The 14984-nt window shown below is 61.3% G+C and carries 14 protein-coding genes, 1 tRNA gene and 2 pseudogenes; 4 read left to right on the forward strand and 13 right to left on the reverse strand.

What is annotated here, in order from left to right:
- Positions 1 to 96: 96 nt before the first annotated feature.
- The 5 genes and pseudogenes from mgtE to ABIN98_RS09985 all read right to left on the reverse strand — a co-directional run bounded on the left by mgtE (position 97) and on the right by ABIN98_RS09985 (position 4480).
- A pseudogene (gene mgtE, locus ABIN98_RS09965) lies at positions 97 to 1501 on the reverse strand (magnesium transporter).
- Positions 1502 to 1654: 153 nt separating this feature from the next.
- On the reverse strand, positions 1655 to 2170 hold the full coding sequence (locus ABIN98_RS09970) for a hypothetical protein (protein ID WP_346909624.1): 516 nt from the start codon (positions 2168 to 2170) through the stop codon (positions 1655 to 1657).
- A 67-nt stretch (positions 2171 to 2237) separates the two neighbouring features.
- Positions 2238 to 2558, reverse strand: a complete 321-nt coding sequence (locus ABIN98_RS09975) for a hypothetical protein (RefSeq protein WP_346909626.1) — start codon at positions 2556 to 2558, stop codon at positions 2238 to 2240.
- A 62-nt stretch (positions 2559 to 2620) separates the two neighbouring features.
- Complete coding sequence (locus tag ABIN98_RS09980) at positions 2621 to 3235, reverse strand: LysE family transporter (RefSeq protein WP_346909628.1); 615 nt, start codon at positions 3233 to 3235, stop codon at positions 2621 to 2623.
- Between the two features lie 3 nt (positions 3236 to 3238).
- A complete protein-coding gene (locus ABIN98_RS09985; RefSeq protein WP_346909630.1) occupies positions 3239 to 4480 on the reverse strand; it encodes an MFS transporter in 1242 nt (413 codons plus the stop codon).
- 141 nt (positions 4481 to 4621) lie between these two features.
- Here ABIN98_RS09985 and ABIN98_RS09990 point away from each other — a divergent pair, with 141 nt between their 5' ends.
- Together ABIN98_RS09990 and ABIN98_RS09995 are read left to right on the forward strand one after the other, a co-directional pair.
- A complete protein-coding gene (locus tag ABIN98_RS09990) occupies positions 4622 to 5500 on the forward strand; it encodes a LysR substrate-binding domain-containing protein (RefSeq protein WP_346909632.1) in 879 nt (292 codons plus the stop codon).
- A gap of 33 nt (positions 5501 to 5533) precedes the next feature.
- The gene (locus ABIN98_RS09995; RefSeq protein WP_346909634.1) at positions 5534 to 6013 is read left to right on the forward strand and encodes an NUDIX hydrolase; all 480 of its coding nucleotides are present in this window, start codon (positions 5534 to 5536) and stop codon (positions 6011 to 6013) included.
- Here the strand turns inward: ABIN98_RS09995 and ABIN98_RS10000 are convergent.
- The 6 genes from ABIN98_RS10000 to ABIN98_RS10025 form a co-directional block, all read right to left on the reverse strand.
- Positions 6003 to 6245, reverse strand: a complete 243-nt coding sequence (locus ABIN98_RS10000; RefSeq protein WP_346909635.1) for a hypothetical protein — start codon at positions 6243 to 6245, stop codon at positions 6003 to 6005. The two genes, ABIN98_RS09995 and ABIN98_RS10000, sit on opposite strands and share 11 nt — an antisense overlap.
- A gap of 47 nt (positions 6246 to 6292) precedes the next feature.
- Positions 6293 to 7333 (reverse strand): AraC family transcriptional regulator ligand-binding domain-containing protein, encoded by a 1041-nt coding sequence (locus ABIN98_RS10005; protein WP_346909637.1) that lies wholly within the window; start codon positions 7331 to 7333, stop codon positions 6293 to 6295.
- A gap of 239 nt (positions 7334 to 7572) precedes the next feature.
- On the reverse strand, positions 7573 to 8154 hold the full coding sequence (locus ABIN98_RS10010) for a nuclear transport factor 2 family protein (protein ID WP_346909639.1): 582 nt from the start codon (positions 8152 to 8154) through the stop codon (positions 7573 to 7575).
- A gap of 97 nt (positions 8155 to 8251) precedes the next feature.
- Positions 8252 to 9709: a DUF1254 domain-containing protein gene (locus ABIN98_RS10015; RefSeq protein ID WP_346909640.1), complete on the reverse strand. Its 1458-nt coding sequence runs from the start codon at positions 9707 to 9709 to the stop codon at positions 8252 to 8254.
- Positions 9710 to 10337: 628 nt separating this feature from the next.
- A tRNA-Leu gene (locus tag ABIN98_RS10020) sits at positions 10338 to 10424 on the reverse strand.
- Between the two features lie 105 nt (positions 10425 to 10529).
- A complete protein-coding gene (locus ABIN98_RS10025; RefSeq protein ID WP_190290547.1) occupies positions 10530 to 10796 on the reverse strand; it encodes a FliM/FliN family flagellar motor switch protein in 267 nt (88 codons plus the stop codon).
- Positions 10797 to 10904: 108 nt separating this feature from the next.
- On the opposite strand from ABIN98_RS10025, the gene lipB reads away from it, so the two are divergent.
- Positions 10905 to 11615, forward strand: coding sequence for a lipoyl(octanoyl) transferase LipB (gene lipB, locus ABIN98_RS10030; protein ID WP_346909642.1), 711 nt, complete (start codon positions 10905 to 10907; stop codon positions 11613 to 11615).
- A 294-nt stretch (positions 11616 to 11909) separates the two neighbouring features.
- A pseudogene (locus tag ABIN98_RS10035) lies at positions 11910 to 13077 on the forward strand (IS481 family transposase); the annotation flags it as partial.
- 157 nt (positions 13078 to 13234) lie between these two features.
- Here ABIN98_RS10035 and ABIN98_RS10040 read toward each other — a convergent pair.
- Both ABIN98_RS10040 and ABIN98_RS10045 read right to left on the reverse strand, forming a co-directional pair.
- A complete protein-coding gene (locus tag ABIN98_RS10040) occupies positions 13235 to 14107 on the reverse strand; it encodes an NAD(P)-dependent oxidoreductase (RefSeq protein WP_346909644.1) in 873 nt (290 codons plus the stop codon).
- Positions 14107 to 14979, reverse strand: coding sequence for a glycosyltransferase (locus ABIN98_RS10045; protein WP_346909646.1), 873 nt, complete (start codon positions 14977 to 14979; stop codon positions 14107 to 14109). Before ABIN98_RS10045 ends, ABIN98_RS10040 begins: the two co-directional genes overlap by 1 nt.
- Positions 14980 to 14984 lie beyond the last annotated feature (5 nt).

Here is a 14984-nt window from a genome sequence, read left to right on the forward strand (position 1 = left end):
ACTTAAGAGAGCATTAACAACCCGTCCGACCCCGGTAAGAATTACCAATACAAGGCAATTTGTTCCGCCGCCGGGTCGAGCGAATTCAATTCAAGATCACAAGGGCAGATTGAACCACAGGGCAGCAATACCGAGGAAGGCGAAGAAGCCGACCACGTCGGTCACCGTGGTCACGAACACGCTGGAGGCAATCGCCGGATCCACGTTCATGCGGTCCAGCGCAATCGGAATGAGCAGCCCGGACAGGCCGGCAAACAGCATGTTGATGACGATGGCACTGCCAATGACAATACCCAGACCGGCGCTGGAAAACCAGAGATAGGCCGTAAAGCCGATCAGCACCGCCAGGGCGATCCCGTTCACGAAACTCACCAGGACCTCGCGGTTGAGCACGCGTAAAAGATTGCGCGCACTCAGTTCCTGGGTGGCGATACCGCGCACGGCAACTGTCATGGTCTGGGTGCCTGCATTGCCGCCCATGGAAGCGACGATCGGCATCAGCACCGCGAGCGCCACCATGGCCTCGATGGTATCCTCGAACAGCGCGATCACCACGGAGGCGAGCACCGCGGTGGCCAGATTGACCACGAGCCAGGTCAGCCGTGACCGGGCGATGGTCACCACGCTGTCGGAGATCTCTTCATCGCCGACCCCGGCCAGCGCGCGCAGGTCTTCTTCCGCCTCTTCCTGAATGACGTCAACGATGTCGTCGACCATCATCACGCCGACCAGCCGATCGGCGTCGTCGACGACGGCGCAGGAGACCAGGTTATAACGCTCGAACATGCGGGCGACCTCTTCCTGGTCGTCCGTGGCCAGAACCCAATGACGGGTTTCGGTCATGATCGAGGTGACTTTTTCATCCCGCTTGGTGCGCAGCACCTTGTCGAGCGCCACGGCCCCCAGCAGGCGGAAAGCCGGATCGACCACGTAAATCTCGTAGAAGCTGTCCGGCAGGTCGCGCGCCTCGCGCATGTAGTCGATGGTCTGGCCGACGGTCCAGAACGGGGCGACCGCGATGAATTCGGTCTGCATCCGCCGCCCGGCGGATTCCTCCGGATAGTCCAGCGACTTCTGCAGCTGCGCCCGGTCCGCATAGGGGCAGCTCGCCCAGGATCGCCGCCTGGTCTTCCTCGTCCAGATCCTCGAGGATGTAGACCGCATCGTCGGAATCGAGGTCGCCCAGGCCCTCGGCGATTTCCTCGTTGGGCAGCTCTTCAAGCAGCTGGCGACGGATCGCCTCGTCGGTTTCCGTCAGCGCGGTATAATCGAAGGCGTCGCCCAGAAGCCGCACGTAGGCCGTGCGCTCTTCCTCGTTGAGCGCTTCCAGCAGGTCGCCGGTATCGGCCTCGTGCAGATCGCCGGCAAGCTCCACGAGAGCAGGGCTGTCCGCGGCCTCGATCGCCGCTTCGACAGCAACGATAAACTCGGGATTAAGGCGACCTTCGTCGTCGCGGACGGTCAGATCTTCCGCCTCGGGGGGAGTCGGGTCTTCAAGCATGTCGGCCTGTGTCATCGCTCCCTCCTCGTTTCCATCCGCGCCATAGGCGCACCCGTCCCGTCAAAGACACGCCCCTGCCACAGGAGTAGCCTTGCCGGCGTTGCTTTGCCACCGGAAAACCGGCGGAACTCCACAAGCTTCGGAAAATTCTTCTTAAAAAGGCTGAAGATGGGCGGAAGAGACCAGTTCCGCATGGACGGAGCATATCCTATCCACATCCACGGATGCCAGGACTTCTCGGCCTAGACGCCGGAGCAAGTTCAGCCGCACATCATCCAGTGGGATGTCCCACATTTCCTCGATTTCGATTCCGGTCACATAGCCCCCGTCGGCCAGATCCCCAACCTTATGCCTTGCCGCTTCTTCCGACAGTCGGCCGGCATCGAATTTAAGCAGGACAAGTCCCGCGGTCATGTCAGCGAGGTCGTCCGGAAAGTTCGCCTCAAGCCAATCCACGTGATCGAAAACCACCAAGTCGCAGGTGGGCACATCGGAGGAAGCACGCCAGCTCAAATCGATCAGCCAGTATTGAGGAGCTTCGACCGCTGCGATAATCCTGTCGGCCCAAGCCCCGGTCTCGGACTTGCTCCAGTACCCGCTGTCGGCCAAAGCATAAAGCGCACTAATCAGATCGCCGATGCCGGATATTTCCCACGAAGGACGGGTCATTTGCCGGTCGTCCGACACTTATCAAATCGAGGTTTGCCATCCCATATGCAGCGCGCTCCGGTTTCCCTCACCGGAAGCACCCCTTCTTCGCCGCCGCCCTGCGCAGCTCCGCGAGATAGTCGCGCACCCGCCTCGGCAGGACGTTTTCGTCATCGGAAATACATGGCTTGGCGGTCTTGAACGCCCGCCGCGCCCGGTCCGATTTCAGGCACACCCTGCCCTCGGCCAGGATCTTGTTTTCCAGATACCAGAACTGGCGGCACAGCATGGTGCCGAAGGTCGACGGATTGCGCTGCATGTTCCGCGCCTGCTCGGGGGAAATGAAGGCGGTCAGCAGCAGGAAAGCGGACAGGCCGACGGCGAAGCGTTTGTTGAATGCGGCACCCATGCCGATAATCCGTACCAAAACACGCCCCAATTACCAGCCCCAGCTAAACCTTACCGCAAGGCCTATCCCCCGGCCATCGCCAATCCCACCGACGCGATCAGGAGAAGGGCAAAGGCGATACTGACCGGTCTTCCGATCGCAGGATTGGTCAGATACCGGGCAAAACTCGCCCCGAAGGCGAGCCATGCGGTGTTCACAATGGCAATGACCAGCGTGAGTGCGGCCACCTTGGCCGCCGCATCCAGGGCGGGATTACCGGCAAAGATCACATGCCCGGAATAGACCGCCCCGATGGCAGCGAACGCCTTCGGATTGGCGATCGCCAAGCCGAAGCCGGCAACAAACGAGACCAGCGCCATCTTCTGCCCGCCTTCGACCTGCGCCGCAAGGTCACCGAACCGGGCCGTGCCGATTTTCCAGGCTAGATAGACGATATAGGCAGCCGCCGCGATCTGGAGCACGGTCAGCACGACCGGGTCGGCAGCAAGAACCGCCGTAACGCCGGTGGCGATGATCAGGAGAACGGCCGTCGTCCCGGCGATGATCCCGCCAAGATATCGGAAACTGGCTCTGAAGCCGTAGGTCGCGCCCAGGCTAGCAAGGCTTAGCGTTGCCGGACCTGGACTGCCCATCAGCGGGAACGCGGCGAGCCACAGGAGGAGGAGATTGCTCAACATGGCTCAGGTTAGCACGGGTGCCGGGCGTTCCTGCACCATGAGATGGATAGCGGCGGAGGCAAGCCCAAGGACAATTGCCACATACCAGACCATGTCGTAGCTGCCGGTGCGGTCGAACCACACCCCGCCCAGCCATGCCCCTGCAAAACTGCCGAGCTGGTGGCTGAGAAAGACGAAGCCGAAGAGCGTGCCCATGGCGCGCGGTCCGAACATCCCGAGCACCAGCGCACTGGTCAGCGGGACGGTGGACAACCACAGGCCGCCCATCAGGAACCCGAACATCAGCACCGACGACGGGGTGATGGGAAAGGAAATGAAGCCAAGTATGACCACCGCCCGAAGCGCATAGATCGCGGCAAGAACATAGGGCTTGGGAAACTGCCCTCCGAGCCGGGAGGCATAGAGTGTCCCGAAGATATTGGCAAAGCCCGCCAGCGCCAGCGCCCGAAGCCCAAGCCCGCGCAGTTCCTCCGGCGACAGGGTCGTCCCCGTACAGAAGTTCTGGACGAAATTCGGCAGGTGCGCCGTGATGAAGGCCAGATGAAAGCCGCAAACGAAGAACCCGGCGCTGAGCATGAGGAAACTGGTATGCCCGAAGGCGGCGCGTATGGTCTGTCCAAGCTCCACCGGGTCGTCTTCGGCGACGCCCTGTCCGCCCGCGCGCAGGAACGGAATGCACAAGGCCATCGGCGCCAGCAGCGCGGTTACGATGAGGAGCGTCATCCGCCAGTCGAACCAGGCAATCAGCCAGGATACCAGCAAAGGCAGCAATGCCTGCCCCGCCGAGCCCATGGCGGATACCACGCCAAGATAAAATCCGCGCTTGTCGGGCGGCGCCACACGCCCGACCACCGCCAGCACCGTTCCGAAAGCCGTGCCGGAGATACCCATACCGACCAGCACCCCCGCGCCCAGATGCTGCGCGAGCGGCGTGGTTCCAAGGATACAGACCCCCATGCCGGCTGCATAGCAAACGAAGCCCAGCCACAACGCCGGCCGGTCGCCGTACCGGTCCGCGATCATCCCGAAACCCGGCTGTGCGAGCCCCCAGACCAGATTCTGGATCGCAAGCGACAGGGAAAAGATCTCGATCCGACCGCCGAACAGGTCGTCCGACAGAGGCTGCACGACACCGCCGAAGACCGCCCTGACACCGAAGGCCAGCGCCAGCACGATGCCCCCGGCCGTCACGATGATGGCCATGTCGCGGCTTCTGCTTTCAGCCGCCGTTGTTTCCGCTGTCATTCTGTATCCGTCCGTTACTTTCATTCGATACCCGGAGGCGCCCGTGAACACGGGTCGCCACCAGGCTTGATCCGGACGGTAGCAGGCGATTATACTTAAAAATATCGAATATAATTGAAGTATGAATTCCGGTTATTTGAAGTGAAACCAACTTTCGACATCGACGCCTTGCGTGCCGTCGTGGCCGGAACCGACCTCGGCAGTTTCGCCCGCGCGGCGATCCAGCTCGGTCGCTCCCAGTCGGCGATCAGCATGCAGCTCAAGAAGCTGGAACAGCAGGCGGGAACCCAGCTCTTTGTCCGCAAGGGCCGCGGGCTGGTGCCGACCGAAGCGGGCGAAGCCTTCGTCGCCTATGCCCGCCGCATCGTCGCCCTCAACGATGAAGCGGCCCTGGCGCTCGGCTCCACCACGACGACCGCGGCCGTGCGCCTCGGCCTTCCACAGGACTTCTTCGACGACGTGATGCCGGCCACCCTGAAGGCCTTTGCCGATGCGCATGACCATGTCCATGTGGAAGTCCGCGCCGGCGAGAACCACAACCTCGCCGAAGAGGTGCGCACCGGCCGTCTCGATGTGGCCATCGCCTTTTTCAAGTCCGGCGCCAATGACGAGGGCGAGATCCTCTGCGAGCTGCCCATGCAATGGCTCGCCTGCGAGGCCTACCTGCAACCGCTGGCCGAGAGCCCCATCCCCCTGGTGCTGTTCAGCCATCCCTGCCTGTTTCGTCAGGCGGCTCTCGCGACGCTCGAACAGGAAGAAAAACGCTGGCGCGCGGCCTTGACCACGCCCAGTCTGCCGGGCATCTGGGCGGCCCTGCGCTCCGGGCTCGGCGTCGGTGTGCGCACCGACCACGGCAGACCGGACGACATAGCGTGCGTTGGACCAACGCTGAACCTGCCTGCCCTTCCGCCTATCGAGGTCCGTCTGCTCATGGCGCCGAACGCGTCGCCCCTCGCCCAGGACCTGAGCCGGGTCTTGCGACAGGAGACGCTTGCCCGTATCGGCGGCACTGCCCGTTGAGCCCCCCCTCAAACCTCACAGGACCCCGACCCAGTGACGACATCGACCGCAGAATCCGCCTCCGCTCTTCCCCCGCGCCCGATCCCGGCCACCATCGCCGCCGTCGTCAGGGACAACCATGTGCTGCTAGTCCGGCGGGCCAATCCACCGGATGCCGGCCGCTGGGGATTTCCCGGCGGCAAGATCGAACAGGGCGAAACAATCGAGGATGCAGCAATCCGAGAACTTCTGGAAGAAACAGGAGTACGGGCGGCCCCGCTTAAGGTGTTCACCGCCGTTGATGTCTTCGACCGGGAGGACGACGGGACGTTACGCCGTCACTTCATTCTGGTCGCGGTCCTGTGCCGCTGGATCTCGGGCGAGCCCGTAGCCGGTGACGATGCCCTCGAGGCGCGCTGGTTTCCCCTCGAAGACCTGAACCAGCCGTCCCTCGCCCTGAGCCTCGACGTCGCCGAAGTCGCGGCCGAAGCGGCAGAGCTCATACGGCGAGAGGCGCCTGACTCTAGAACTTGAACGAAGCCCCGATGATCGGCCCCTTGATCGTCACGTCGAATTCGAACGGGCCGTCCTGGTAATCGCCCCCCATTGCCCGATACCCGGCAACGGCGGAAAAACAATCGGTGATCTGAGAACCTAGACCGCCCATCAGATCCCAACCGAAGTTCGATCCGCGGCCGCCCGCGAGCGCTGTTCCGGTCAGATAAACCCGGTCCGAGAGATCCAGACGTCCCTTCAGCCCGGCCATAGCGCCAGCCCAAGTCGGGGAATCCTTTAAGGTATCAGCTTTGCATTTCACGCCAATGCGCACGGAGAACGGCGAAGCCGAAACGCCAGCGGCGCGCAGCCCATCCACCGATGGAAGGCCCTGGTGAAGCTGGCGTGGTCCTCATAGCCGAGCAGCATGGCGACTTCGACAATCGGCAGGTCCGTTTCCCGCAACAGGCTGAGCGCGCGCGCCTTGCGCGTGCCGGAGACGATTTCCCGATAGGTCTGGCCCTTTTGCATGAGCCGGCGCTGAAGGCTCCTGACGCTGATACCCGCCATCCGGGCCGTGCCTTCGATATCCGTCCGACCTTCCAGGAGCCGAAGGGCAACGATGGCCGACAGAGAACGGGCCGGTTCGGGCGTGTCGGCAAGGACGATGTCAGCGGCAACTTCTCTCAATGTGATGATGCCGCCCGACTCAGATGCGTTTCGGCTCCGCCGCGCACTGAGGTTTTCGGATGTGAAGACCATCCCCGTGCCCCGACAACCGAAATGGACCGGGATCTGCAGCCGGTCTTCGAGCAAATCGGACCGGGAATCGCGCAGATAGCTCACTTCGATCCAATCCGGCGACCACTTCGGGCCGAGAAACTCTCGTGCGATGATGAGCATCGGCCCGATCATGTGGTCCGCATGCTGTGTGCCGGCACCATTGTTGGACCTTGCCAGGCATCGCCAAAGCCAGCGATCGCCGGATTTGACCAGCTCCAGTCTCCCGCCACGGGAATGGGCCCAGAAGGTCTGATTGTACCTCGCGATCGCCTCACCGAAGGTCGGAGCACCAACCCCATACCGTCCCCACAATCCGAAGCCCCAGGCCTTCGCCATCTCGAAGCCCACGTCGAGCCCGAATGTCCGGTCTCCCAATACGTGTGCGCAACGTTCGAACAGGCCGATCATGGAACGGAGCGGGATGGGGGTCTGCGGCGCGCCGATCACTTCCACGGGCAGCCCTTCCTGCTCGAAGGCCCGCCAGAGCGCGAATTCTCCCGCCCTGTGTTCGAAAACCTTCGGAAGTGGTCCAAAGCCGCTGGCCCTTACCAGGTGATACGACCCGCCAATGACCATCCGCCCTCCGACTGACGCAAAATGCAAAGTATCCGAAGGCGAGCATGGCGGTTAACACCGGGTCGCGCAAGCAGAAGCTGCATTGGCGAAGGCCCTGTCCACGCGTGGTGAACAGGGACGAAGGCGAATGTTGGATTGGAGTATGCCGGAGAAGATCCTACCGAAAAACAGGCGATGAAAACGTCGAAGCCCGGCGGGGCGCAGAATGGAATGCCTTCTTGCGGCCCGCGTTGTTGCTGCTACAGCTTCGCATCTGGAAAGTCGTGCCAACGCTTGATTTTCCAGCCGTCAGGACCCTTCACCAGCCAGCCTTCGTAGTTGAGGCTCGACACCGCGGTGAAAGACGTGCCGTCCTTCGCATTGGTCAACAGCCCGACCACGCTGACATGCGCCGTGTCGGCGGTCTGTTCCAGGAACAGGATGTTCGCCATCAGATGACGGCGCATATTCCCGGATGTGCTGAATTCCTTCATCCGCTCCCTCCAGAACGAATGGAACCCCTCGCCTGTGAACGAAACAGCCTTTTCGCCCGGCACACCTGCGACGAACACGGCATCCGGCGTGAACAGACTGAACCACGCATCCGCTTCGCAATTGTCGTAGGCAAACGAATAGGCGTAGACCTGGTTGGCAATCGCCGCCCGATCGGCGGCGTTGAAATCCGTTTTGCCTGGGTTCGTGGCCGGTGCGTAGGAGTGAAGCGCCTTGACGTCATCGGGAGCAAAAGTGGCACCCTTCGGAGGCGCCGTCTGAGCCAGTGCGAGACCGGCGAAGGAAGCGACGAGTTGGGCCGTCAGCGCCCAGAAGACGATCTTGTTCATGTTTTTCTCACAGGGTTGTCATGACGTCCCGATCCCGCCCCCAACACAGGAAGGCCGAGGATCGAGACAGCCCGTTCGACAGCGTCGACGCAAACGGCTACTGCACCGTATGGGTGGATAGTTTCTGAACCTTGGTGATGGCGGGAGGCGCCCATTTTCCGATGAGTGCCGCGGGCCGAGGGGCGTAGAGCCGCATCGTCACATTGAACCCGCCCTCGGGTGCCGGCAGCCAGTTGGCTTCCTTGTCCGCGCCAGGGCTTTTGTTCTGGAAATATAGGTCGAGTGACCCGTCCGGATTGCGCTGCATCGGCATCCAGCTTGAGAGCGCAAACCGGTTCAGGCTGTTTGCGACCTGATAGCCATTATTGTCATAGATCGTCACCGACCAGAAGGCATCGACGGGCGGAATTTCGGACGGCTCGAAATGCAGGACATAGTCGTTGGCACCATCAAGTGAGTTCCCGTCAGCGTCGGTGAGTGCGATCGGATAGATCGCATCTTCAGGCAGGTTGGCTCCGAGGCCGAGCTGAGCAATGACCGCACGCTTCAGGTAATTGGTTCCATAGACCCCAATGTTGTCGATATCCATCGACCACTTGTTCACCTCATCGGCGATCCGGGGGCTCTTCCATGCCAGCAAGTGCTGAGCGGTCTTGGGAGCTGCCTCGAGCGCCGCCTTGACGACGGGATCAGCGTTGTCGAAATCGAAGCTCTTCCCTTGCTCGAAGCCCAGACGCTCCATGCGCGAGAGAATCGGCTGATCGGTGTCGTGGGGCGGCTCGACTTTGAAGATCTCGGCGGCATAGGTGAAGTAGTCCTTGCCGGCCATCGTGTCGACCTGGACCTTCGGGGGCGTCTTGGTGTCGACGGTGGGATCCGGCGAGAATGCGGGAGCTTTCACCTCCTGCCCCCACTTGGACAGAGGAGATATCTTGAAGCCGTCCTGGATTTTGTGAACGGCATCATAGTCGGACGGTCCGTCGGTCTTTGTGCGTCCGATGATCCAGACATGCGACGTCGGAGCGTCGATTCTCCGGGTTCCTTCCGGAAGACCGAGTTCCTTGGCGAAGTCCTTGCCCAACTCCGGCCGCCATTCGGGCCGGGTCACCAGGAAGTGCCCCTCCGCAGTGCCGGTGGTCCGCCATCCCGGAGAAGTGAAGACATCCGTCCACATGTCGAGCATGGGGAGCAGGTAATAGCGCCCGCCCGTATCGGGCACGGAGATGACCATCGGCTCCTCGGTCAGATCGAGAAACGTGGACGTATAGAGCGTATCGAAATTGGGACGGACCACCGACTTTTCGTCCGCGGTCGGATAGGCTCGGACATTTCTGAACCAGTTCTGCACGCCGCCGAACGCATTCTTGGTCGGATCCAGGCTGAGCAACTGCCGCCGTGTCAGGTCCATGGTGACAAGCGGATAGAAGTAGAGGTAGGCCTCCACCGCGATCGCATCTGCCTCCTTTTGCGTGAGTTCCTGCGCTTGGGCCGCGCCATTTCCCCACATCACAGTTGTCGCCAACAAGGCTCCCGCAATCGCGGCTCTCAGGTTCATTCATGCCTCCTGGTTCAAAGGTCGCCAACCATGCCGGCATTAATAGGCATGGAGTCGGCATCAAAAATGTCCGGGCGCGCACTCCGGGCGCCCGACAGTCCGCCGGACGATGAGACCAGCGAGGTCTTCCCGCTTTGCATTTCACGCCATGGCCTTCGGAGGAAAGAGACAGGAAGGCAGCGTTTCGCTTAAAGCGAACCGGAAACGTCCGCATTATTTCGAGGCAATCTGCGGCGTTTTCCGGAGCGATAACGATTGGGTAATCAAGAATAGAAACAGCGACCTGTTTGTAGAGGCTGGGCACACCACGGGACATGCTCGGAGGAAGGAAGAGCCCCTTGTCGTGAAACCTCCAAAGCAGGCGTTTCAGGTCCTCGCAATACCCGCTAACGGCCGGTCACGTTTCAGCTCTTTGAATCAAAAAGCCCTTGCACGAACTTCACTGGAAGATCCTGCAAGGGCTTTCTTTGCGAGGTGGACGAACCCGAAGGGTTCGCAAGCGCGACCGCGCGCCGGCCATTTTTGGCCGCCCACTCTGGAGCGAAGCGATCAAAGATCGCGACAGCGTGAAGAGAAAGAGTGAGGATACGAGCTCAAGTAGCCCGAAGGGCGATAGCTCAAATAAAAATGGTGCGGTCGAGAAGACTCGAACTTCCACGGGTTTTACCCCACAGCGACCTCAACGCTGCGCGTCTACCAATTCCGCCACGACCGCAAATTTTTCCCGGCGCCGGTCGGCGTCGAGGCGCCTCATGTAGCAAATCGGATTCTGCTTAGCAAGTGCGCTTTTGAGAATAATTCGCAAAGGCTGGAGAGCCGCTTAAAGCGGCCCGTCGGTCCGCATCGGACGGATCTCGGGACTGCGCATCAAGACCTCTGTGATGGAGATACCGACCCGCTCGCCGAGCAGAACCACCTGCCCTTTCGCCACCAGGGTATTGTTGGCGTAGATCGATACGTCTTCGTCCTCACGCACGTCGAGATCGATCACCGCTCCGCGGCCCATGCGCAGGAGCTGGTGCACCGGCATTTCCGAGGAGCCGAGAACAACCGAGATATCGACATTGATTTCATCGAAGGTGGCCATGACAGCCTTCCGCCTATATGAGAGTGATGCTGCGCGCGAACAGGCATCTTAACGAAACCTTAAGATCCCATTCACGGCTCAAATCGTTAACAAAAGCTTAAACGCCCCATGTCCCATCCGGAACGCGAAAGCCTCGCCCACGACTTTCTTCCCCAGTTTTCCAGCCCGCCGGTCGAATGGATCGTCTCAGATGATCTCATTGGCTACGAAGAAGCCGTTGCGGAAATGGAGGCCCAGGTGGCCCGGATCAGCGCCGGCACCGGCAACGAACGGGTCTGGCTGCTGGAGCATCCGCCGCTTTATACCGCCGGCACCAGCGCGGACGCGGACGACCTGGTCGCGCCCGACCGCTTTCCCGTCTTCAAGACCGGGCGCGGCGGCCAGTACACCTATCACGGTCCCGGCCAGCGGGTCGCCTACGTGATGCTGGACCTGAAGCGTCGCCGCCAGGACATCCGCGCCTTCGTGGCGGCCCTCGAAGCCTGGCTTATCAACACGCTCTGGCAGTACCACATTCGCGGTGAACGCCGGGAAGACCGGGTCGGCGTCTGGGTGCGCCGGCCGGATCGGGGCGCCAACGTGGAAGACAAGATCGCCGCCATCGGCATCCGGGTGCGCAAATGGGTCACCTTCCACGGCATCAGCTTCAACGTCGACCCGGAACTGGAGCATTTCTCCGGCATCGTCCCCTGCGGCGTCCAGGAGCACGGCGTCACCAGCCTCGTCGACCTGGGCATCCCCGTTTCCATGGCCGAAAACGACACAGTCCTGCGCGCGGAGTTCGAGAAGATTTTTGGGCCGACCGAAACGCCGAAGTGAACGCTGAAATGGTTGAAAGGAACCGTTTCGAACCTGCCTCATCCCGGACAGAGCGCAGCGGAGATCCGGGACCCACTCATTTCCAGAGCTGTTTTTCACTTTACCAAAACCGCGGCAAGTGGCTTTGCGAGTAGGCCCCGGATCAAGTCCGGGGTGACCATCGTGTATGGAACAAGGCATCTGCCCCACCCTTAGTTGTCATCCCCGCTTTCTGTTTAAACCGGGGACATGGCTGACAGGTGTTCGGGGACATGGTTGACACATTTGGCATGACTTACGTCGAAGGAGGCGGGCATGCCGTGGCAGGAGATGTCGATCATGGAACAGCGAGAAGAGTTCGTCCGGCTCGCGAGGCTTGAAGGCGTGAACCGGCGTGAGCTTTGCCGCCGGTTCGGGATCAGCCCTCAGACCGGCTACAAGTGGCTGCGCCGGTTTGAAGCGGGAGATGTGCTTGAGGACCGCAGCCGCCGGCCGCGATCGAGTCCGCAGCAGCTTTGCCCCGCGTTGGAAGAAGCAATCCTTTCGGTGCGCACGGCCCATCCGGCTTGGGGTGCGCGCAAGATCGCGGCGGTGCTTTCACGCACCGACGACAACACTCCAGCGGTATCGACCATCCATGCGGTCTTGCGTCGCCATGATTGTATCCGGCCCCGGGACAGGAGCGGGACAGACTGGCAGCGTTTTGAAGAAGAGGAGGCCAACCGTATGTGGCAGATGGACTTCAAGGGTCGGGTCCGTCTGGGCAATGCACAGGAGTGCCATCCGCTAACGGTTGTCGACGACCATTCCCGCTTCGCGGTGTGCCTGGCGGCTTGTCCGGATCAGCGCACACATACCGTCCAGACCCATCTGGAGCGCAGCTTTAGCCTCTATGGCCTGCCGGATGCATTTCTGGTCGACAATGGCGCCCCCTGGGGTTCCAGTTATCGGGACAGTCATTGGACACCGTTACGGGTCTGGCTGGCCAGGTTGGGCGTGAATGTGATCTACGCCCGGCCATTCCATCCGCAAACCAAGGGCAAGAATGAACGCTTCAACCGAACCTTGAACGAAGAGGTGCTGGCCTTGCGCTGCTACCGTAGCCAGGAGCAGCTCCAGCAGGCCTTCGACCGCTGGCGGCTGGTTTACAACCATCATCGCCCGCATGAAGCCCTGTCTGACAAGGTTCCCGCGAGCCGCTACCGTCCGTCGCTGCGCAGTTGGTCAAAGACCTTGCCGGAGATGATCTATGAAAACAGCACCATCACCCGCAAGGTTCCCAGAACCAAGGCCCAAATCAGCTATAAAGGACGCCTCTGGTCTGTGCCGAAAGCATTCAGGGGACACAGCCTGGCTATTCGCCCAACTTCTCACCCGGGAAAATACGGCATCTATTTCGGCGCCAACAAGGTCGCACAAATCGACCTCAACGCGATATAAATGTGTCAACCATGTCCCCGAACACCTGTCAGCCATGTCCCCGGTCTGTACAGAAAGCGGGGACCCAGTATTCCGTGAGGCCGATTGCTTGAACAGAGAGGTCACGGCGTACTGGTTCCCGGGTCTCACTTCGTTCGCCCGGGATGACAATCTGTGTTTTGGGAAAGACCAACGACAGTTCCGACACTTCGGCCAAAAATCTAATTCTCAGCCGCCACCGCTTCCACGAATTCCCGCAGCTTGCCCATGCCGCCGGGCGCCCAGCCGAGCACCTTCAGCTTGCCGCTTTCCATGACCCCGACAGGTCCGGCCGCCCGGGGCGGCAGCGGGGTTTTGCAGCCGGTGGCCTCAGCATAGAGTTTCAGCAAATCCTGCCGGTCGAGCAGCAGATCGGAAACGTTGTAGACCTCGTAAGGCGATGTCCGCTCATTCCCTTTTTCCAGAACGAGTTGGACGGCAGCAGCCAGATCCTCACCGTGCACCTCCGTGCCCACGCGCGGCATGACGGTTGCACCGCTCCTGAAATTGAAAAAGAGCTCCGACCACTTGTGGGTGCTCGCCCTCGGCGGCAGGCCATAGATGCCGGTCGCGCGCAAGGTGGTTCCGGAAAAATGCTCCGTGCACAGCGCCTGAAGCGCCTCTTCGCCCGCCAGTTTCACTTTGCCGTAGAGTGTATCCGGGCGCACGGCTGCCATTTCCGTCAGCACTTCCCACTGGCCGTTATCCGCATAGACCGCGCGGCTCGACAAGAAGACGCAATGGCGCACTCCCACCGTCTTCGCCGCCTGGAACAGCTTGCGCGTGCCGTCCACATTGGCAAGCAGGAAGCCCGCGGGATCGTCCCCCTCCCCGCCCCGGTAGCGGCCCGGCACATGTTCCAGCGCGCAATGCACCAGGGCCTCGGCATCCGGCAGGTCGATATCAGCGGCCGACAGATCCCAGGGTATGAAGCGGATGCGGGTATCCTCAGGCTGGGTCCGGCCAAGAAAGGTCACCTCGTGACCGGCCGCAAGCAGGCCGGCGGCGATGAACCGCCCGAGGGCACCGGTCCCTCCGGTCAAAAGCACATGCATTACGGAGTTTCTTTCGTCTGGGGCAAAGGCGCGGGCAGCATCCCGATGTCGTCGGGAATGCCTTCGCCGGAGTAAAACGCCTGCCACAGGTCGATCAAGGGCTTAAGGAGCTCCGCCTTCGGATGATCCACCTGCCAGGGCTTTTCATACTGGAAATGGAGAACCCGGATTTCCGACCAGTCCCAAAGGTCCGGCAGATTGAACCAGACATATTGCAGCATGTTGCAGAAGACAGGCAGACCGTGCCAGTCGGAAAAAAAGCTCTGCAGGAAGGTCTGATCGGTCCGGCGCCAGAATACCTCCGGCTGGTCCAGTTCCGCCATCATCCGATCGAAGGTTGCCTTCGACGGCCTGGCGGTGAAGACACCGCTGTTCATGCGGTGAAAGTCGGCAAGCGCCTCATAGACATTGGGCGCGGCGCAGAATTCCGGATAGCCAAACAGCTTGTCGCAACTCTTCAGCACGATGGCATCGGCGTCGATGAAGACCACGCTTTCGTAGTCCTCAAGCTGCCACAGTCTCAGCTTGACGAAATTGTCGAGCGGCGTGTGGAACACCGGCTTGCCGCCCTTGGTGAAGGGAGCAGCCGTGTGCAGCCGACCACGCTCGTGGCGCTCGTTGAAGGCTTCGGATGTAGGCAGGCGTTCACAGGCCCCGAGCCGCGGCAAGAATACCCGCAACGGGTCCAGATCCTCGGCATCCAGGCTCGGAGTGTGCAGCACCACCAGATCGGCTTCCGTCCCGGTCCGGCGCAATGAGCGCAACAACGCGACCGCACCGGTCACATAGTCCGGATTGGTCACCAGGGTGACATAAGCATGGGCACTTCGGGCGGGTTCGGAGAACACCGGCCCATCATCGTGGATCGCCATCGGAC

It is taken from the genome of uncultured Roseibium sp. (assembly GCF_963675095.2).
In the GTDB taxonomy this organism is placed as follows: Bacteria; Pseudomonadota; Alphaproteobacteria; order Rhizobiales; family Stappiaceae; genus Roseibium.

Bases quoted from the DNA above. Each gene is read 5' to 3' on its own strand.
- ABIN98_RS10005 (WP_346909637.1), bottom strand. From the start codon at position 7,333: ATGGTCATTGGCGGGTCGTATCACCTGGTAAGGGCCAGCGGCTTTGGA.
- lipB (WP_346909642.1), top strand. From the start codon at position 10,905: ATGTCCCATCCGGAACGCGAAAGCCTCGCCCACGACTTTCTTCCCCAG.
- ABIN98_RS09985 (WP_346909630.1), bottom strand. From the start codon at position 4,480: ATGACAGCGGAAACAACGGCGGCTGAAAGCAGAAGCCGCGACATGGCC.
- ABIN98_RS10045 (WP_346909646.1), bottom strand. From the start codon at position 14,979: ATGGCGATCCACGATGATGGGCCGGTGTTCTCCGAACCCGCCCGAAGT.
- ABIN98_RS09970 (WP_346909624.1), bottom strand. From the start codon at position 2,170: ATGACCCGTCCTTCGTGGGAAATATCCGGCATCGGCGATCTGATTAGT.
- ABIN98_RS09980 (WP_346909628.1), bottom strand. From the start codon at position 3,235: ATGTTGAGCAATCTCCTCCTCCTGTGGCTCGCCGCGTTCCCGCTGATG.
- ABIN98_RS10010 (WP_346909639.1), bottom strand. From the start codon at position 8,154: ATGAACAAGATCGTCTTCTGGGCGCTGACGGCCCAACTCGTCGCTTCC.
- ABIN98_RS10040 (WP_346909644.1), bottom strand. From the start codon at position 14,107: ATGCATGTGCTTTTGACCGGAGGGACCGGTGCCCTCGGGCGGTTCATC.
- ABIN98_RS10000 (WP_346909635.1), bottom strand. From the start codon at position 6,245: ATGGCCGGGCTGAAGGGACGTCTGGATCTCTCGGACCGGGTTTATCTG.
- ABIN98_RS10015 (WP_346909640.1), bottom strand. From the start codon at position 9,709: ATGAACCTGAGAGCCGCGATTGCGGGAGCCTTGTTGGCGACAACTGTG.
- ABIN98_RS10025 (WP_190290547.1), bottom strand. From the start codon at position 10,796: ATGGCCACCTTCGATGAAATCAATGTCGATATCTCGGTTGTTCTCGGC.
- ABIN98_RS09975 (WP_346909626.1), bottom strand. From the start codon at position 2,558: ATGGGTGCCGCATTCAACAAACGCTTCGCCGTCGGCCTGTCCGCTTTC.